This window comes from Algoriphagus sp. CAU 1675 (assembly GCF_029222925.1).
Classification (GTDB): Bacteria; Bacteroidota; Bacteroidia; order Cytophagales; family Cyclobacteriaceae; genus Algoriphagus.
This window is the reverse complement of sequence record NZ_JARHUI010000002.1, coordinates 599,587-618,952: the sequence shown is the minus strand read 5'-3', so window position 1 is coordinate 618,952 and position 19,366 is coordinate 599,587. Positions and strand designations below refer to the sequence as shown.

General features: G+C 42.0%; 13 protein-coding genes and 1 tRNA gene. 9 read left to right on the top strand and 5 right to left on the bottom strand.

Annotated features, from left to right (window positions below; translation table 11 throughout):
• Window position 1: 1 nt before the first annotated feature.
• The 4 genes from P2G54_RS06665 to P2G54_RS06650 all read left to right on the top strand — a co-directional run bounded on the left by P2G54_RS06665 (window position 2) and on the right by P2G54_RS06650 (window position 5,217).
• Complete coding sequence (locus P2G54_RS06665) at window positions 2-1,189, top strand: MFS transporter (protein WP_275869436.1); 1,188 nt, start codon at window positions 2-4, stop codon at window positions 1,187-1,189.
• A 285-nt stretch (window positions 1,190-1,474) separates the two neighbouring features.
• Entirely contained in the window at window positions 1,475-1,672 is a 198-nt protein-coding gene (locus P2G54_RS06660; protein ID WP_275869434.1) for a hypothetical protein, read from the top strand.
• Window positions 1,633-2,556, top strand: coding sequence for a GLPGLI family protein (locus P2G54_RS06655; RefSeq protein ID WP_345795463.1), 924 nt, complete (start codon window positions 1,633-1,635; stop codon window positions 2,554-2,556). Before P2G54_RS06660 ends, P2G54_RS06655 begins: the two co-directional genes overlap by 40 nt.
• 3 nt (window positions 2,557-2,559) lie before the next feature.
• Window positions 2,560-5,217 (top strand): hypothetical protein, encoded by a 2,658-nt coding sequence (locus P2G54_RS06650; RefSeq protein ID WP_275869431.1) that lies wholly within the window; start codon window positions 2,560-2,562, stop codon window positions 5,215-5,217.
• A gap of 69 nt (window positions 5,218-5,286) precedes the next feature.
• Here P2G54_RS06650 and asnS read toward each other — a convergent pair whose 3' ends face one another.
• Window positions 5,287-6,738, bottom strand: a complete 1,452-nt coding sequence (gene asnS / locus P2G54_RS06645) for an asparagine--tRNA ligase (protein ID WP_275869430.1) — start codon at window positions 6,736-6,738, stop codon at window positions 5,287-5,289.
• A 173-nt stretch (window positions 6,739-6,911) separates the two neighbouring features.
• Here asnS and rpoN point away from each other — a divergent pair, with 173 nt between their 5' ends.
• Window positions 6,912-8,366, top strand: coding sequence for an RNA polymerase factor sigma-54 (gene rpoN, locus P2G54_RS06640; RefSeq protein WP_275869428.1), 1,455 nt, complete (start codon window positions 6,912-6,914; stop codon window positions 8,364-8,366).
• Window positions 8,367-8,533: 167 nt separating this feature from the next.
• Complete coding sequence (locus P2G54_RS06635) at window positions 8,534-8,986, top strand: phosphatase PAP2 family protein (RefSeq protein WP_275869427.1); 453 nt, start codon at window positions 8,534-8,536, stop codon at window positions 8,984-8,986.
• A gap of 47 nt (window positions 8,987-9,033) precedes the next feature.
• On the opposite strand, the gene P2G54_RS06630 is transcribed toward P2G54_RS06635, so the two are convergent.
• Window positions 9,034-9,780, bottom strand: a complete 747-nt coding sequence (locus tag P2G54_RS06630) for a porin family protein (RefSeq protein WP_275869425.1) — start codon at window positions 9,778-9,780, stop codon at window positions 9,034-9,036.
• A gap of 188 nt (window positions 9,781-9,968) precedes the next feature.
• Between P2G54_RS06630 and P2G54_RS06625 the strand changes: the two genes are divergently transcribed.
• Window positions 9,969-10,042, top strand: a tRNA-Arg gene (locus tag P2G54_RS06625).
• 102 nt (window positions 10,043-10,144) lie between these two features.
• Entirely contained in the window at window positions 10,145-10,390 is a 246-nt protein-coding gene (locus P2G54_RS06620; protein ID WP_275869423.1) for a DUF903 domain-containing protein, read from the top strand.
• A 72-nt stretch (window positions 10,391-10,462) separates the two neighbouring features.
• Here P2G54_RS06620 and P2G54_RS06615 read toward each other — a convergent pair whose 3' ends face one another.
• From P2G54_RS06615 to P2G54_RS06605, 3 genes are all read right to left on the bottom strand, one after another.
• Window positions 10,463-11,689 (bottom strand): MFS transporter, encoded by a 1,227-nt coding sequence (locus P2G54_RS06615; RefSeq protein ID WP_275869422.1) that lies wholly within the window; start codon window positions 11,687-11,689, stop codon window positions 10,463-10,465.
• 270 nt (window positions 11,690-11,959) lie between these two features.
• On the bottom strand, window positions 11,960-12,712 hold the full coding sequence (yaaA, locus tag P2G54_RS06610; protein WP_275869420.1) for a peroxide stress protein YaaA: 753 nt from the start codon (window positions 12,710-12,712) through the stop codon (window positions 11,960-11,962).
• 1 nt (window position 12,713) lies between these two features.
• Window positions 12,714-18,233 (bottom strand): gliding motility-associated C-terminal domain-containing protein, encoded by a 5,520-nt coding sequence (locus tag P2G54_RS06605; protein WP_275869418.1) that lies wholly within the window; start codon window positions 18,231-18,233, stop codon window positions 12,714-12,716.
• Window positions 18,234-18,315: 82 nt separating this feature from the next.
• On the opposite strand from P2G54_RS06605, the gene P2G54_RS06600 reads away from it, so the two are divergent.
• Window positions 18,316-19,365: a type IX secretion system membrane protein PorP/SprF gene (locus tag P2G54_RS06600; RefSeq protein ID WP_275869417.1), complete on the top strand. Its 1,050-nt coding sequence runs from the start codon at window positions 18,316-18,318 to the stop codon at window positions 19,363-19,365.
• Window position 19,366 lies beyond the last annotated feature (1 nt).

Below are 19,366 nucleotides of genomic sequence, written 5' to 3'. Positions count from 1 at the left end.
GATGAAAAATGAAAGGATAATACTTTGGACTTTAGCCGTCATCAATTTTATCCATATTGTTGATTTTATGATACTGATGCCCTTAGGGCCTCAGTTGATGCGGATTTTTGAAATATCTCCCAAAGAATTTGGCTTACTGGTCTCCTCTTACACATTCAGTGCAGGGATTTCTTCTTTTTTTGGAGCATTTATTTTGGATCGGTTTGATCGAAAACATATCCTTATTTGGGTTTATATAGGATTCACTTTGGGAACCCTAGGTTGTGCACTCTCTCCCAATTATGCCATTCTTCTGATAGCCCGAGTGGTTTCAGGTGTTTTTGGAGGGCTCACCTCTGCCCTGATTTTGGCTATTATTGGAGATGTGGTTCCCAATGAAAGAAGAGGAAGGGCCATGGGACTTGTGATGGCAGCGTTTTCCTTTGCCTCTGTGATGGGGGTTCCTCTAGGCCTCTTTCTGGCCAGTCTTTCCGATTGGCATACTCCATTCTATATTTTGGGGGTTTTGTCCTTGATCAGTTTGGGAATGATCGGTAAGTTTATTCCATCTATTTCAGAGCATTTAGGAAAAGAAGAGCATAGACCCCATCCATTTAAAGTGATCTCAAGGGTAACCGGGAATTCCAACCAAATGCGGGCAATTACCCTTTCGGTGATGATGATGTTTGGACAGTTTATGATCATACCCTTTTTGAGCCCATACAATGTGGCTAATGTTGGGTTTACTGAAATGCAATTGACTTATGTTTATATAGCCGGAGGTGCCTTTACCATCTTTACTTCTCCTTGGGTAGGGAAATTGGCAGATAGGCATGGGAAGCTACAGATATTCACGATTTTCATGCTGCTCAACCTGATTCCGATTGGGGTAATCACCCATTTGGGGGTGACTCCTATTCCATTGGTTTTGATGGTGACTACCTTGTTTTTTGTGACTTCCAATGGGAGGTATGTTCCTGCTGCGGCAATTATCACAGGGACAGCAAGGCCGGAAAACAGAGGGAGTTTTTTGAGCTTTAACTCAGCGGTCCAGCAGCTTGCCGCCGGTTTGGCATCTTTGATTGCAGGAATGATTATAGGAGAAAATGAGCTTGGTCAATTGACCAATTTTAATTTGGTGGGCTATTTGGCTATATTTTTCAGTATCCTGTGTATTCCTTTGGCGAGAAGAGTGAAGGTTGTGAGTTAAATTGATAAATAACCGTTTATATAAATTTTTTTCTTATAAAAACTGAAATGTCGACTATTCATTAATGCAAAAAAAAATAGTTGTTTTAAAGTTTTGCTAAAAAATTAGTTTAACTTTTTTGTTTTTATAAAGTATTGGTTATGAATTTTTAAGATTTATTAATCCTTTAATTTTTCAAGATAATCCAAATATGTAAATATCACATCTTTAGTTTTAATTAATCTTTAAGTTTGTTCAGTCTCTAGAGATTTTTAAGTTTTATGTTTTACTCTTAATTTCAACAAAATGAAAAAGTTTTCAGTTCTTTTTGGAGTGTTCGGATTAATATCGATCGGAAGCGCATTTGCGTGTGAAATGGTTTTCGTGCCTGTAAACACCTCTTGCGGAAAATTAGCAGTTGCTTCTGGCTGTACTACAGAAGAGATTTTGGAGGATGCAATGCAATGGGAAGAATTCTATTGTGGCGAAAGTATTGCTCCGTAATATGTTTTAAAAAATTGGGAGATTTATCTCCCAATTTCCTCTTTGTTTCAAATAACTGGTTTTTATTTATGAAGTTTTCTTTTGTTTTTCTGTTTCTGGGTTTTTTTCTAACTCTAAGATCCGCAGCCCAAGTTGCTAATATGGCAGTTTATTATGAGGTTGAATTTGTCACTGATTCTTTGAACCCATCAGAAAAGGGTAATGATTTGATGGTACTTTGGTTAGGTGAAAACTATAGTGTATTTCAAAGTTATTTTGCCTTCCAGCGGGACTCCATCATCAAGGTATCTTCTTCAGGAGCCCCAACTCAGGGTAATATTGCAAGTGTTATGGGGAGAGTAAATGCAGTAAGGTCACCCTCATTTAAATATTCAATTCACAAGAATTTTAAAGAAAACCAGATTACAGTTTTTGAATCCTTGTTTTTTGATAATTATAAATATGACCAACCTCTTGGTCCTTTGCCTTGGGAAATTCAAGCGGAAACAAAAACAATTTTGGGATACAAAGCACAAAAAGCAGTCTTAACCTATTCTGGCAGGAATTACACGGCTTGGTTCTCAGAAGAAATACCTTTAAATGATGGTCCTTATGTTTTTAATGGGCTCCCAGGTTTAATATTAGAAATTCATGACTCCCAAGTACATTATTCATTTATTATCAAGGGTATCGAAAAAAGAAATCAAAGCATGGAGGATTTAACTCTCAAAAATCCAATCGCCCTTTCAAAATCTGCTTATTACAAAGCGAAACTTGAAATGTACCGAGATGTAACCAAGGCCTTAATTGGGAAGCCTCAGGCAAATGTGTCAAGTCAAAATATCCAGCAGGTTCAAGCCAGATATGATAAAGCGAATAACCCTTTGGAAAAGAAAGTTAATTAGTAAATGCGTGGATTCGCTTTAGCCGTTGTTCTTTTTTTATTTTGGTCTGAATCAATTGCCCAACTCAGGGGGATTGTAAAGAATCAAAAGGATGACACTCCTATTCCTGCTGTTAATATTTTAGTCAAAAACCCTCAAGATTCGGTTACCTTGGCATTTGGGGTGACAGATATTGAAGGTTTTTTTTCAATAGACATACAAATACCTTTGGATACAGTCTTAATCCAGGCTAGATCAATGACTATTCAGCCTGTTTTAATGAAGGTTAAAAACTCTTCCTTGGAAATTGAAATCTTGGCTTTGACAACCGTCCTTGATCTTGATGAGTTTACAGTGGATGGGATTAAAAATCCCATTTCAATTCGAAATGACACCATTTCCTATGATGTTTCGGGTTTCTACCGGGCCTCTGATCGCGTAATTGGGGATGTGATAAAAAGACTCCCTGGTTTGGAAGTATCAGGAAATGGGATGATTTCTTATGAGGGAAGGCCATTGCAAAAGTTTTATATAGAAGGCCTTGATCTACTAGAAGGGAGATATAATCTTGCCAATTCAACAATAGCTGCTGATGCAGTTGAATCAATTCAAATTCTTGAAAATCATCAGCCAATTCGTGTTTTAGATAGCTTGGTTTTTTCTGATAGGGCATCCTTAAATATAAAACTCAAGAAAAAGAATGTTTGGTCAGGGACAGGAGAAGCGGGTTTGGGGTTGTCTCCATTGCTTTGGGATTCCGAGTTTTCTCCAATGTTATTTTCTTCCCGGTTTCAAACTTTAAATAGTATTCGTACTAATTCAATAGGAGAAAATTATGAAAATCAATCAGTTGTATTAACTGTTGAAGACCTTAAGTCAAGTGACTTTTCTACCCCTTTAATTGCTCCTTGGGTTCAAGTTGACAACATAAATTCAGGGCTAATTCCATCGGAAAAATTGTTTTTTAATAAAAGCCACCTATGGTCAGTTAATACACTGTCAAAACTCAAAAATGAGTCTGAGTTTCGTCTAAACATTGGACATATTCACCAAGACTTATCTGCTTTTGGAAAGTCATCTTCAACAATCTATTTTCCTCAGGCAGATACTATATCTTTTTCGGAAGAAAAGACCATCAAGATGAAGCCTGTGAAAACTTGGGGCGATTTGACTTTGACTAAAAATATTGCTAAAAGTTTTCTTTCTAATAAAGTTAGTTTCCAGATTTTTAGACATCAAGATCGTTCTGAAACCTTATTTGCAGGACTTTTGCGAAACCAAAATGCTAAGTTGCCATTTTTAACATTGGCCAATTCCTTTCAATTGATTAAGCCATTTTTTGGGGTTTTGGCCGAAGTGAAATCGGAGCTTTCCTACCAAGGAACAGATCAGCATTTGGAAGTTAGCCCTTCTCTTTTTCTTGTTTCTGAATCAGGAAGTGAGACGCCAAAATTACTTCAAAAAGTGAGTTTTGATAGGCTTTTTACCAATAATTCAGTTGGGTTTTCAACGAAGCTTTCAAGAAAAATATCCTATTCACCAAATATAGGATTCAAATTTATGTCAGATGTTTTAAATAGTGGTATAGGAGGAAGTACTTTGGAAGATGAAGGCCAATCTGTTTTTTATTCAAACCATTCCTCTTATGAAATATTTAATACTTATCTAAAACAGTCTTTTCAGTTTAAAAATGAAAAATGGACTTTTCAACTTGATCTCCCATTAAAGGTTCAACGAATTCAAATACAAGATCATTTTGAAAGTTCAAAGTCAACCAAATCCAGCCAAGTTTTTTTTGAACCTTATTTCTATAGTAGGTATCAGTTTAGCGGAAAAATCTACTCTACTTTTACTCTTAAGAAAAGCAATGATTTTGGTACACTGTATGAAAAATTTTCGGGCAGAGTTTTTAGGAATTTCCGGACTATTTATCAGTTAAATTCTAATCTACCTGAATTGATAGGAGCGAATTATTCTTTGGGACTTTATTTCAAGGATCCGGTGACATCTTGGTTTATAAGCGGCAGGTTGTCCTTAAATAATTATCTGAGAAATACGGTTTCTCAAAACCTTATTTCTCCCCTTGGTGAAACGATAATTTCTGCGATGAACCTAGAAAATGAAAGTAAAACACTTGTTAGCAGTGTTCAATTAAGTAAATACTTTTCATCGATTTATTCTACTTTATCAGGCAGTGCATCTTTTCAGAATAGGGTCTCTCCGAGAATAATAAATGATGCTTTAACAGAAATAAATATCCAAACAACCAATTTTGGTCTGTCATATTTGTTTAAGCCAAGGAAGATTTTGGGATTATCATTTCAGTCCACTTTCTACAAATTTGAAAATGGTTTTGGAAAAGAGGATTTTAATCAAGTTTTCTTTTTGACACACACCGGTCAGATTGAGTTTTTTCCTTCCGATAATGTAGTCTTTGGGATAGACTATAATTCAACAATTTCTTGGGCAAGTATAAACTCATCTAAATCTTCGACTAAGTTTTTAGATTTTTCATACCGGTGGATAATTCCAAATTCAAAATGGGAGTTAGGTCTAGAAGTCCAAAATATTTTAAATAACAAGAAATTTGAGAGCTTTACGAGTTCTTCAAACTTCATGAATTTTCAGAGCTTACAGTTGCGACCAAGACAGGGACTCGTAAAAATTCTTTTTAAGTTTTGAAACTTTTTAATTTACCAGCCTATTTAAATAAAACAAAAATCCCCGACTGGTTAGCCGGGGATGTATTGATTAAAATTCTGCATTTCCTGGGGTTCTCGGGAAGGCGATGACATCCCGAATATTTCCCATGCCAGTCACAAATTGGACCATTCGCTCAAAACCCAATCCGAATCCGGAGTGTGGGGTAGAACCAAATCTTCTGGTATCCAGGAACCACCACATGTCTTCTTTTGGGATGTTCATTTCGTCCATTTTCTGGAGCAATACATCCAAACGCTCTTCGCGCTGGGAACCGCCGACAATCTCTCCGATTCCTGGGAATAGAATGTCCATGGCTGCTACAGTTTTTCCATCTTCATTTTGACGCATGTAGAAGGACTTGATTTCTTTCGGGTAATCGGTTAGGATCACTGGCTTCTTAAAGTGTTTCTCAACCAAATACCGTTCATGCTCCGATTGAAGATCAGCACCCCAGCTTTCGATCAAATACTGGAATTTCTTCTTCTTGTTCGGGTTTGAATTTCTCAGAATGTCAATAGCCTCCGTATAAGTGATGCGGACAAACTCATTGTCCACCACAAAGCGGAGTTTTTCAAGCAGGCTCATTTCATTTCTTTGATCAGCAGGTTTTGACTTTTCTTCGTCTAGCAGTCTAGACTCAAGAAACTTCAAATCTTCCTGGCAGTTTTCCAGCGCATATCGGATCAAATACTTCAGGAAGTCTTCCGCTAGATCAGCATTGTCCTCTGCATCGTAGAAGGCCATTTCCGGTTCTATCATCCAGAATTCCGCCAGGTGACGGGTGGTATTGGAGTTTTCGGCACGGAAAGTAGGACCAAAGGTGTAAATCTCGGAAAGAGCCAAAGCAGCCAGTTCCCCTTCCAATTGACCGGATACAGTCAGATTGGTTTCTCTCTCGAAAAAGTCCTGCTTGAAGTCAACCTCTCCTTCGGAAGTACGGGGAGGGTTGGTGATGTCCAAAGTAGTGACCTTAAAGGTCTCTCCGGCACCTTCAGCATCAGACGCTGTGATAATCGGGGTATGGATGTAGAAAAAACCTTTGTTGTTGAAGTACTGGTGAACTGCAAATGCCAAAGCATGTCTCACTCTGAATACCGCACTGAAGGTGTTGGTACGCATTCTGAGATGTGCGATTTCACGTAGAAACTCCAAAGAGTGCTTCTTCGGTTGTAGCGGATACTTTTCAGGATCTGCTTCCCCGAGGACCTCAATGGTACTTGCATTCAGTTCAGAAGCCTGTCCGGATCCCTGGGATTCCACTACAGTTCCGCTGATTTTCAGGCAGGCTCCAGTGGCACATTTTTTTAATATTTCTTCCGGGATTAGATTTGGGTCTGCCACCACCTGATAATTGGTGATCACTGACCCGTCATTCATAGCGATAAAAGAAACGTTCTTATTGCTACGCTTGGTTCTGACCCATCCCATGATGGTAATCTCGGAGCCGATTGGGTTTTGCTCCAGGATGGTTTTGATTTTTACCCGCTTATTAAATGCCATTAGAGAATTATTTGAAAAAGGCAGAATTTTCTGTCTTTTAAGTGGAATGCAAAAAAACGATTAAATCACCTTTTTGTCAAAAAATTGCTCGTTTTTCCTAACTTTGATATCAGGGCTTTTTCTTTAGAAAAAGCCTTTTTTGAACCCCGGTAGCAGGTTTTATTTGATTTAAAATGCAAAAGCTAAATCTTAGCCAGTCTCTTTCTCAGAAGCTTTCTCCTCAGCAAATTCAATTTATCAAATTGCTGCAGGTTCCGACTGCAGAATTGGATGCACGCATTGAGGAGGAATTGGAGGTCAATCCGGCACTGGAAGAAGGGAAGGAGGAAGCCTCTGAATCAACTCAGGATGAGTTCGAGGACACCTATGAGGACGATATCCATCAGGACGACAGGGATGTGAATCTGGATGATTATCTGGATGAGGAATATGGCGGTTATAAGATGCAAGGGGATGGAAACTACAATCCGGATGAGGAGGACAGGGAGATTCCAATCTCCAGCCAGGCTTCTTTGCATGAGCAATTGATTTCCCAGCTCAATTTTTTGAAGTTGGATGACCGTCAGAAATTAATCGGTCAGCAGCTGATCGGTAGTATTGAAAATGACGGCTATATCCGGCGGGATCTGGAAGCTATTATTAATGATTTGGCATTCAGTCAAAATATCGAAACGGATATTGATGAACTGGAGGAGATCCTCCGTAAAATCCAAACTTTTGATCCTCCGGGGATCGCTTCCCGAAATCTTCAGGAATGTTTGATCCTTCAACTGGAGAGAAGGGAACACCCAGAAGATCCAGTGGTCCAACATGCACTGATGATCGTCCATGATTGCTTTGAGGAGTTTACCAAAAAGCATTATCCAAAGATCCAGAGAAAGTGCAACCTTAACGAAGAGGAGACCAAAGAAGCGGTCAATTTGATCACTCGGCTCAACCCAAAACCGGGAGGGATTTCTGACGGCTTGGTGCGTACGCAGTATATCATCCCTGATTTTATTCTGGCGAACAATTCAGGTAAACTGGAAGTCAGTCTAAACTCCAAGAATGCTCCTGAGCTTCGAATTTCCCGTTCCTATGCAGATATGTTTGACGCCTATGACAAAAGCGACAAAAAGGATAAGAAGCTGAAGGAGACGGTCACATTTGTGAAGCAAAAACTCGATGCAGCCAAGTGGTTTATTGATGCAATCAAGCAGAGACAGAATACTTTGTTAAGGACTATGGAGGCAATTCTCGACTATCAGAGGGAATTTTTTCTGGATGGGGATGAGACGAATCTCCGCCCTATGATCTTGAAGGATATCGCTGAAAAAATCGACATGGATATCTCCACCGTTTCTCGCGTGGCAAACAGCAAGTCCATACAGACTGAGTTTGGGGTGTTTCCTTTGAAATATTTCTTCTCCGAAGGAATTGCCACCGACAGTGGGGAAGATGTGAGTAATCGGGAAGTCAAATCCGTGCTGCAGGCTATGGTGGATGAAGAGGACAAGAAGAAGCCTTTGTCGGATGATAAACTGGTGAAGATGCTCAATAAAAAAGGATATAATATTGCGAGGAGAACGGTGGCTAAGTACAGGGAACAACTTCAGATTCCTGTGGCAAGATTAAGAAAGGAGCTGTAGTGCTGAGGAAAATTGCCCTTGTTGTATCCATCGTTTTTCAGCCCTTATTGATGCCTTCTCTGGTTTTTTGGCTGATTCTATTTGCAGTTCCTGAGGCTAGTAGCATACCCGCTGAATTTAAGTTGCGTATTTATTATTTGATTGTGTTATCGACTTTAGTGATTCCCATGATCACAATCATCGGTTTAAGGTTGAGCGGGACTGTCAAAAGCCTTCATATGGCTGAAATCAAGGATAGGATGATTCCTTTCTCTGTGACCAGTTTGTATTTCCTGTTGACTGTATATTTCCTCTATCAAGTATCTGAGCTGGACCCCGTCTTATGGCTTTCTCTGGGACTTGTTTCACTTGTAGTCTTGTTTTTGACTGTAGTTACCTTTTTCTGGAAAATGTCAGCCCATATGACCGGAGTGGGAGGCTTATTGGCTTTAGTGCTCGTTTTGGGTTTGAAATTCCCCAATTTTGAGGTTTTGTATCCACTTTTGGGAGCATTGATTCTGAGCGGGGCCGTAGCTTCCTCACGGCTCTGCCTAAATGCACATAAACCCATGGAGGTCTATGTCGGATTCTTTTTTGGATTTGTGAGCTGTTACTTGGGCTTCCTTTGGATTTGGGCATAAAAAAACCGGGAATTATCCCGGTTTAGTATTGATTCAGAAAGAACTTTTTAGAATAGATTTACAGCCAAACCAAAGCTCACTTGACTTGCTTTTGTTTCAAATGGTCCCACTCCCTCCTGGAACATCTGATTTAGGCCAAAATAACTCCAGACATAAAATCCAGGGCTTCCAGCTTTGATGGATAGGCCATATCTAATTTTTTCCATCCCATAATTCTGACTGTCTTTCACCTTTCTTTTGAGGCCGTCCTCGTCGGTGTAGGCAATCTTGGTGTGCGCATTATAGAGGAAACCTACTTTTGCACCCACGCTTACTCTAAAGCCTTTGGTATAATTGCTTTTATCAAGGAGATAAGTCAAGTCCAGAGGGATGTCAAAATAGTTAGCGGAAAAAATGTTTTTGTCCACAGTGATGTTTTCTCCCAAGACTTTTGTCAGTTCCAAATATTGGCTGGATTCAGGGCCGATTTCAGGATTGTTGAAAAGATTCATTTCATCCTTGAAGGAATATTTTTCAGTGCCGATTCCAAAACCGGGGTTAAAAGTGAAACCTGAGTTTTCACCGAAAACGGATACTGGAAATTGATAGTAAAGGTTTGCAGCGCGGGATCCGAAAAAATTGGTAGAGATATCGGCTGGACGGTTGTTTAGAAGGCTGAACCCTACCTCGAATTTCAGGTCACTAGGAATATTTGGTCTACCACCAACAGGTATCTTGGCAGTCTTGGTTTCCTCCTGTGCAATGGCTCCTTGGATCAAAGAAAATGCAAACAGGAATACAAATAATTTTTTCATTAACGGGATGCTTTTATGGCGTCTAATGCGGGCAAAAATAGAAAAACATAAAGGATTTACCCTTCTTTTGTTCTTAATAATTCTTAAGCTAAAATTCGGACAGCTACTGCTTTCCGATATTTATTCTAAAAACCTTGGATTGACTGTTTGGAAAAAATCGATTTATACGTACTTTTGCAAACCAATTCGGCCTCGTAGCTCAACTGAATAGAGCACTTGATTACGGCTCAAGAGGTTTCAGGTTTGAATCCTGACGAGGTCACAAAGTCCAACCCAACGGGGTTGGACTTTTTTATTTTTCAGCCCTCGGTTTTTAAAGATGGCGTTTTTTTTGATATTCGATAATCAGGTTTACTCTTTAAGTATGAAAAAACTTACAGTAATTTTTGTTTTGTTGGCTCTCGGCGCTTGTAAGATTATTGATGATATTGTAGATATTGAGCGGATAGACGGACCCTGTACCATTCTTTTGACGGATGGGAGTACCATTGTGACCAATGAAAGTCTGGAATTGAGCGTAAGAACCCAAGCAATTACATATAGAGACGATGATGGAAAGCTTTGGTCCCTGTTTAAAGGCGAGTACCAAAGTTATACCTGCGGAAATTGAGAATTTTGATTAAGAGAATACAAACAAAAAAAGCAGCCATTAGGCTGCTTTTTTCATTGAATGATGAATTGATTAATGTGCTTCTGCTGCGTTAACCTTCACATTTTTCTGCCAGATAAACAGAATGATGAATAAAACAATCAATACAGAAGGGAACATGGTCAATTTCAAAAGTGTCTCCTGACCAGTTGCTAATTCAAGATCGGTTCCAGAAAGACCTGCTGCCACATTTGATGCTCTTGCAGAGTCAATCCAGCTACCGATCACCGGCTGCCAAATAGCAGTGGAGAACATACCCACACCACCGATGATAGACATCCCCAAGGCCCCGCTCAATGGAACTCTCTGAGCAACGGCCCCTACCATTACCGGCCAGAAATAACAAACGCCAACTGCGAAAATCACGGCTGCAACATAGGCCATTGGGCCCGTTACGACGCTGAACATATAAATACCGATGGTGGCAAAAATGGCTCCTCCAAGAAGAACGCCAGTTTGTCCAAGCTTACCTACTACAGGTCCAGCAAAGAATCTGCCTACTGCCATTACTCCAGTGGTCAATGCCAAAATCAACATACCACTTGCACCGGAACTATCCAATACTACGTTGGCCCACTGCTGGGTTCCAAACTCGGTGATAGCAGTGATTGCCATACAGATGAACAAGAAAATATAAAGCGGACTGATCATCGCCTTGAAGTTGCTTGATACAGAAGTTGCTCCCTCTACGGATGGTTTTGGGAAAGCCTTTCCAAAGAAAAGAACTGCATATGCGATTGTTGGAACCATCATGATCCAGATTTGAGCTTCCCAACCAAAACCGAAGTCAGTCATGAATTTGGAAATCAAACTTCCCAATACAATCCCGCCTGGGAACCACATATGAAAACGATTCAACATTTTGTTCATCTTCACACCTGTGTACATGTCCGCAATCATTGGGTTACATGCTGCTTCTGTACATCCGTTTCCAAATCCAATAAAGAGGGTGGAAATGAGCAAGGTGGTATAGCCTCCTGCAAAGATGGTCAATAAAATACCGATGGTGTGGGAGATAAAGGCAATATTCATAATCACCTTTGGTCCGATCGTGTGGTAGAAAAGTCCACCTAGTATCATTGAAATAGGAAAGCCCAAGAACCACATGGAATTGATGAATCCAAGTTGCTCTGCTGAAAGGCCAAATTCTTCGCCCAACTGAGGGAGGATACCTGCACGTATCGCAAAAGTAAATGCGGTGGTAATCAACGCCAGGCAACTGGCATTGAATAAGGCAGTACGGTTAATAGATTGCGTCATAGATTTAGGTTTTGGATTTAGAGTAAAGGGTTGACAATCATTTGAAACAGCTGAAAATATGAAAAATATCGGATTTCAACTTTTCCGCCCATAAAATTTTATTTTAATGGCTGATGGCAAAATAAAAAATAAGTCTGTAGATCAGGACTATATGACAGACCATCTGCTAAGATCAAAATCGCTGATGTGAGCGGATAAGGTTATTAAGATGGACTCCAAAACCCCAAAAAGAAAAAAGCCCGGGCTTTTATTAGAAACCCGGGCAGAATTTTATCTAACGAATACCCATTCCGTATCTGAGCTCAATGGCTCGGAATATTCATAGCCCTCTTCTCTAAAGGTTTTGAGATCTTCGGGATTGGAGATCTTATTCTTGATGGCAAAATTGGTCATCATACCTCTGGCTTGCTTTGCAAAAAGACCGATTATCTGGTATTTCCCGTTCCGGTATTCTTTGAAGTTAATGGTGATCACCGGGGATGTTAAAGTTTTGGTGTCAACAGCCTTGAAATATTCTTGAGAAGCCAGATTGATGATGGGAGCACCTTCAGCAACTTGATTGATGGCTTTGGCGATTTTTTTATCCCAATATTCGTATAGGTTTTTTCCTTTGCTGGTTTCCAGGCGGGTTCCCATTTCAAGCCGGTAGGGTTGGATCAGGTCCAGAGGCTTCAATAATCCATACAGTCCTGAAAGGATTCTTAAGTGCTTTTGTGCAAAGTCAAAGTCTTCCTTGTTGTAGCTGTCAACTTCAATTTTGGTATAAACGTCCCCTTTGAAAGCTAAAAGTGCCTGTTTGGAATTTTCGGTGTTGAATTCTTTTTGGAAAGTTTTGTACCGCTCTTCGTTCAAATTTGCCAGGTTTTCACTGACATGCATGAGGTCGGAGATTTCTTGCGCTGATTTTTTCTTCATCACAGCCACCAGGGACTTGATATCCGAAGTGAATTCCGGCTGGCTGAACTCCTGAAAATGTGGCGTACTGTAATCGAGTGTTTTGGCAGGTGAAATTAAAATTAACATGCTATTGAATAATCGTAATGGCTTTGGTGATTTGTTGGGTTTTGTTTTGATCTCTACTGGTAAACCGTACCAATACCGCATATGTTCCGATTGGCACAAAACTACCGTCCATTTTTCCATCCCAAGGGCAAAATTCCTGAGCGGGCTCTATGTTTTCATGAGTGCAGTAGAAGATCAATTCTCCCCAACGGTTGAAAATAAAAACTTCTACATCATCAATGTACTCATTTGCATAAAGAATGAAATTTCTGCTGGGATCGTTGAGAACCATGCCGGAAGGGAAAGAGACCTTCAGGTCACAATCCTCAAAAACCTCAACTGTCTCTACATATTCGCAACCCAAATTGTCTGATACAGTCAATTCATAAATGCCAGGCTCAGTAGGGGTAAAGACCGAGTCTTGGGAAACTTCCACGCCATTCAAAACCCAGGAATAGTTGTCGTATTGTCCCGGGCGCAAAGTGGTAGTTACCCCCTCAAGAGCACAGATGGTAAAACCGGTTTCTACTACCGGAGGGATGATGGTGGATTGAATTACCTCTCCACTTGCTCTTCCCATCTCACATCCTGCCGCACTTCTTAATAAAACTTCGTAGGTGCCTTCATTACTTACATCTATGATAGGCAAATCATCAAAATCTGGAATTCGGGTGCGGGTGCCTCCCTGTACAGAATACCATTCAATAGTTGCAACTTGGGCCATATCAGCTACAACCGTGATCGAGGTGCTGCTTTGCCCAAGACAGAATGGAGCAACATCTAATTCCACATCAACATTTTCGTCCAAAATCTCAGCGCTGAAAGGAATTTCAGGGGTAGAGCAAAGACCACCAATAGTAGGCTGAACTTCCAGGCTGTAATCACCATCTCGGCTTGGTATGAAAAAGGGCTGTCTTCCTACGATGATTCCAAACTCATCCCTCCAGAGATAAACCACATTGGCAGGATCTACATTGTTGACAACAGCCTCGTATCTGATGCCCGCCTGACAGTCAATAAACGGCCCTGCCAAATCAAAGTCTATGGGTTCTGTGACGACAATGTTCATCTGGATTTCCATAGGACAATTTACACCAGTAGGGTCTTCCCCTCTCATGGTATAGATGCCACTTTGGGTAAGCGTGTAGTTCCCATCTCCATCGGGCTGTATTTCTGTACCAGATGAATTACTCAATAAATAAGTCAATTCCTGCTGGGAGTCAGGGCTGAAAGTATAGCTTTCGCAGGCAATGAAATCCGTGGGGACAGAAAAGAGAACCTGGAATTTTTGGGCAATTGTCAAGATGTCCGCATTAGGGATAGAGCAGGAGTTTGGATCGAGGATTTCCACGGTATAGTCTCCATAAGGAACTTGAATGTCAAAGCTGCTTGCATTGGGAAGGGGACCAGTGAATTCCTGTCCGTCGCGCTGACGAACGATACGATAGGTTCCCGTTTGCGGATTTCCATTGGTGAAGGTAATGGTGATCAATCCCGGTTCAACTCCATTCGCATTACAGGTTTCATCCGTTGAACTGACCGTGTATTCAAAATCCGCCGGGGGATTGTCATTTTCTACATTGACACTGGCAATATAAATACAACCATTGCTGTTTGCTGCTTCTAGAGTATAGGTTCCTGGAAGAAGGCCCGAAACTGGAATTACATCGCCAGCATTTGCATTGCTGAATACCTGACCGGTTTCCTGAACAGTCACGCTGATGGCATCGGATTGCATGGTGATTTCAAATGAACCGTCAGGGGTGGCGCAGTCCGCGGCAGGAGTGGTTTGAAGAGCCGTTAGGAGAGGCAGTTCGTTAACCAACAAATCCAGACGTTTTTCAATGATACAACCAGTCAAAATGGGGTCTTCGGTAATGAATATGATTTCATATTGACCCGGACCAGGTAAGGTGTTGATCCAAAGTTCCAGTTCGAAAAACTCACCCAGAAATACCCGGTTCGGATCCCCGTTCAATTCATAATACCATTCCCCTGAGATCGGCGTATTTGGAGCAAATGTGACTGAGGTTTCCTCATAGCAGACTTCAGTAGCTGTTTGAGTCAGATCAAACTCGAAGGCAGGTCCCACAAAAACTTCAGCCGTGGAGGGACAGGTTGCATAAAGCAAAGCCTCATCATCGCTCAGTCCATCCGGAATCCTATAACTCACAGTTACAGAATAAATACTTTCCTCATCTACAGTAATGGAATTGGAGTTTTGATCTCCGAATACTTGACCCGCCGCATTGGTCCAGACAAAATCATAAAGTCCTTCTGCTGGATCATAGCCGTCTATTGCCGTGAGGGTTACAGGTGTACCCGAACAGAGCGTGGCGTCATCCACCAATGTCAGGGTTGGTGGAGCGTCCACCTGGATTTCTGCAGTGGCAACATAGTAGTCTGCAGTCGCACAGCGGTCCACATGAAGCTCAACAGTATAGATTCCAGGCTCATCGAAAGCTTGGTCCAAGGTCTGAAATTCTTCCCCAGGTCCTCCAAAATTGTTTTGAATCACCGTTCCGTCATCTCTTGTGATAGTCCAGAAGTAAGAGTCAATGTCGGGTTCTCCGCCACCTTCCAGCAGGGCACCTGCACCAAGGTCCGGATCCAGACAAAGCCTTGCGGGAACCGCAAGTGCTGGTTCAGGTATGGAGCTTCCGCTGTTTTGGACAAAGGAAGGAAGGCCCAAATTGGTAGTTCCGGGCATAGGCTCTACCGCATCTTGGGTGAAGGCACTACTAGTAGTACACCCTGTTCCGACATTGATTTGACCAATTCTGGAATCTCCAACTACAGCTACATAAATCTGCCCATCTGGTCCTATTTGTAAAGCTCCTAGGTCTAGCCCAGATGTTCCGCTGATGTTGTTTCGAGTGGTCAGAATACACTGTTCGATCTGAGGACGAGTATTGGCATTTCCAAAGCATGCAGGACAAGTAGCTGCATCCGGATCATCATTTTCCACTGCCTGGATGATGAATTCTTCTACTCCCGGCCCTCCATTTCTATACGAAACCAAAACTCTTTCTCCACTGTCTGAAAATTCCAGACCGTAAACCTCCCCATCACAGCCCAAATCCAGTAGGGCATATTCTGTCATTTCACCGGTGTCCTGATCAAAGTCAAAAATTTCCAGCCTATTGCAACCGCCTTCGGATATGGTAACTGCAACTTTGCTTCCATCCGGGCTGAATTTCATGCTTCCGATTCCTGAATTGTAGTCATGATTGCTTCCCACAGAACTCAAGACTGCCTGTCCGATTCCTTGGGATGATACCGGATATGCTCTAAATGTGTTGTTTCCTAATTCATGGAAAAGTACCCAAGTGGTATCACCTGCGTTGAATCCTGCTGATTGTTCCGTAGAAGGACTGAAAAGGAAATTGTCTTTGGAAACCACATTTCCAATTCCTGAAGGGTTTTCAGCTTTGATGTCCACCAAGGAAAACTTCACTTCATTCGTGCCGCTTGCAGTTGCTTGAGTGGTAAACAGATAAAATAGCGTTTGCTCCTGAGGCACGGGCACGGCAATCACAGATTGGCTTGAAGCATTGTCTCCGCCAATATTGTCTCCGTTTTCCATCAGGTTCCCATTCAGGTCCCAAACAGATTGTCCATCTGAGTAAAACAGGACTTCACCGGTTGCATCGGAAATAGTCGTGGTACCTGCAGGGATATTCTGCGGATGGGGTTGCGAGATGGGCCTGGGTGTGGGGGCATCCGGATCATTCGGGTCGGGGTTGAAGTCCAGCCCCGCTCCGTCCCCAAAGTACCAGATGTTGTTGCTTTGGTCCTCCAAATCCCAAATTTGAACCCGGATTTCTGCATAAGCATAGCAGGAAGAACCAGGCTCCCGAACCATTACCCAATACAATCCTGGAAGACAAACTTCGTTTTCCTGTCTATTTGTCCAGCCCTCATCCCGGTAATTGGACCAGAAGTACTCATATTGATCTCCTGATCCACTTGGAGCCTCTCCATCCTGCTGCCCGGCGGTACTTTGAGCCTCCAAAAGAGCACCAATGTCCACACACTGGCCTTCGCAAAGGGTAGTGTCCGATGGGGTAAAATTTGCCTCTAGATTGTTTTCTGAAAGGGGAATGTTTTTGCTTACTGTATCTGTGCTTCCGTCTGCAAAGGTTACCGTAAGCGTAACTGAAATATTTTGATTCTGGGCTGCGTCTGCAGGAACCAGAAAATGTTCTTCGGAATAATCTGCATCAATCGGGTTTCCGTCAGCATCGGTCAAAGGGGGATCAAATTCCCAACTGAAAGAAACCGGTTGGTAATTGGCGGGAGTGATTTCAGAGGTCAACTGAACAGGGTTGTTGGCACAGGGCTCATCAGGAGACCAAGTAAAATCGACTTGGGCGGAGATGTTCGCATTGGGTGCAAAAACGGGGAAAATGGTCCCGCAAAAATCCGTACCTGTAAAAGGATCTTCTTCAACTGTTAGTAAACTGAGGTCTGCTTCATCCGGATTGGGAACCCTCCCGATGAGCTGTGGCCCTCCGGCCGTTTCCTCATAAATGTAATACAGCTGGCCATCAGGACCTGTTTTTACATCATAGACTGCATGAAGGCTACTGTCCAATGGAATTGCTTCCGGTGCTGCTGTAAGGTTGGAAGTGGGTACACGGAAAAGCTGATTGCCTCTTGAAAAGTAAATAAAGGACCCATCTGGTGAAAAGGCTGCACCCTCAATGGCATCGATTCCTCCTGACTGCGTGATTGGTCTTGGGGTTCCAAAGCTTCCATTTGATGTGTCGAAATCCAATACCAGAATATCCTCATTCGGGTTTTCCGGGATCAGGATCAATTGTCCTCTGGACTCATCAAAAACGATGGCCTTTGGAGTGAATGGGATACCTTGATTATCAGTTTCTGTAAATGAACCTTCCGTAGCTTCCAGTCTTCTGGAAATCAGGTTTCCTCCATCAAAGCTGATGAGGTAGGAAGGAGAAGAAGGGGTTTTTACGACGAGAATGGCTCCGGATGCAGATCCAATGGTCACATCTTTGGAAGTAACTTCTCCCAGTGGAGGTTCGTTTCCGCTGGCTTGGCCTGGGGCATTCATATCCACCACTGCGTATTGAAGCTGTCCGGCAGGTGAAATATAGAATATGTAAAAAAGCTTATTGCCTTCAGGGTCATACTCCAGGAATCCCGTGGCGACTTTTTGCCTACCGTCCAAATCCCCGTTTAATCCCGGAGCGCTGCCTTGGATCGGATCATTACTGTAGTCATAGACCAGTACACCATTTGTGAGGAAAAGTGGTTGCCCAGAAATCGGATCGATGGCGATTGCATTGTTGTCTTTTCCGATCAGCACCGTACTCGGTAGTGTCTGAACGGTTGCTGTTCCTCCTTTTCCAAAAGAAAGGTAATTGTTGTCTGTGCTGGTCTCACAATACCCAAAAATCCACTCGTTATTATTGAATCCCTGCGAAATAGCAAAAAACTGTATTCCAAAGAGGGAAAACAGGAATAAAAAGGTGAAAAATATCTGAACTCTTATGGAATGAAGTTTGCTTTTCATATTTTACGATCTGCATTCTAAAACAACCTGCTGCAGGAAACGTTTAGAAGCTTACTGAATAATCAAATAAACGAACAAATCCTTGTTACGGTCTTCGCTACTAATTGTTTTTTTTGGAATAGTTGGACTTTTATCCATCCATGAGGCAGTTGCCCAAGACCCACAATATAGCCAATATTACGCAGCCCCTCTTTATCTCAACCCAGCAATGGCAGGTGGGGAACTTACGGGAAGGGTAGGATTTAACTATAGAAATCAATGGCCAAGTATTGAGGCACAGTTTACCACCTTTTCCGCTTACTACGATACCTATCTTCCCGATTACAATGCTGGAATAGGTTTTCATGTCATGCAGGACACCGAAGGAGCCTCCAAACTCCGTTCCACTATGGTGTCGGGTATGTTTTCGTATGAGTTGAAGTTGGGGCAAAGGGCATTTTTCAGGCCCGGATTTCAGGCCAGTTACATCAGAAGAGAGATTGGGTTTTATGAAAATCTGATTTTCGCCAACCAGATCAATCCAAGCGATCCCTTTGGTCCGACATTGCCAGGCAACAATATTCCGGGTTTGGGTGAACCTGTAGGCATGCTGTCCCTTTCATTTGGGGGACTGTTTTTTACAGAAAACATGTGGATGGGCCTTTCTGCCCATCATGTCAACCAGCCCAATCAGTCCTTTTTGGAAAATGGAATCAGTAATCTTCCGACAAAATTATCTTTCCATGCCGGTTATAGGGTGTCCTTAGGAGAAGGTTCCATGAGGCGTGATTTTACCCATATGCGCAAGCAGCGCTATTTTACACCAACTGTCAATTACAAGAGACAGGGGCCATTTGAGCAGCTGGATGTTGGAGCCTATTTTTATGTGGAGCCGATTGTATTTGGTCTCTGGTACAGAGGATTGCCTTACAAGCCTGTGGAAAACCAAAGTAACCGGGATGCTATTGTCATGATGGTGGGAGTCAATTTGCTTAGTGGGCTGAATATTGGCTACAGCTTTGACTATACAGTTTCCCAATTGGGGATACAAACCGGAGGCGCCCATGAGTTGAGTCTTTCCTGGACTCTTCCCAATAGCTATCAGGGCAAGCCTTCCCGAAGGGACACAGTTTTGCCTTGTCCAAAATTCTAAT

Excerpts from the sequence above, each read along its gene's own strand:
- P2G54_RS06665 (WP_275869436.1), top strand. The coding sequence starts at position 2 with ATGAAAAATGAAAGGATAATACTTTGGACTTTAGCCGTCATCAATTTT.
- P2G54_RS06660 (WP_275869434.1), top strand. The coding sequence starts at position 1,475 with ATGAAAAAGTTTTCAGTTCTTTTTGGAGTGTTCGGATTAATATCGATC.
- P2G54_RS06655 (WP_345795463.1), top strand. The coding sequence starts at position 1,633 with ATGGGAAGAATTCTATTGTGGCGAAAGTATTGCTCCGTAATATGTTTT.
- P2G54_RS06650 (WP_275869431.1), top strand. The coding sequence starts at position 2,560 with ATGCGTGGATTCGCTTTAGCCGTTGTTCTTTTTTTATTTTGGTCTGAA.
- asnS (WP_275869430.1), bottom strand. The coding sequence starts at position 6,738 with ATGGCATTTAATAAGCGGGTAAAAATCAAAACCATCCTGGAGCAAAAC.
- rpoN (WP_275869428.1), top strand. The coding sequence starts at position 6,912 with ATGCAAAAGCTAAATCTTAGCCAGTCTCTTTCTCAGAAGCTTTCTCCT.
- P2G54_RS06635 (WP_275869427.1), top strand. The coding sequence starts at position 8,534 with ATGATCACAATCATCGGTTTAAGGTTGAGCGGGACTGTCAAAAGCCTT.
- P2G54_RS06630 (WP_275869425.1), bottom strand. The coding sequence starts at position 9,780 with ATGAAAAAATTATTTGTATTCCTGTTTGCATTTTCTTTGATCCAAGGA.
- P2G54_RS06620 (WP_275869423.1), top strand. The coding sequence starts at position 10,145 with ATGAAAAAACTTACAGTAATTTTTGTTTTGTTGGCTCTCGGCGCTTGT.
- P2G54_RS06615 (WP_275869422.1), bottom strand. The coding sequence starts at position 11,689 with ATGACGCAATCTATTAACCGTACTGCCTTATTCAATGCCAGTTGCCTG.
- yaaA (WP_275869420.1), bottom strand. The coding sequence starts at position 12,712 with ATGTTAATTTTAATTTCACCTGCCAAAACACTCGATTACAGTACGCCA.
- P2G54_RS06605 (WP_275869418.1), bottom strand. The coding sequence starts at position 18,233 with ATGAAAAGCAAACTTCATTCCATAAGAGTTCAGATATTTTTCACCTTT.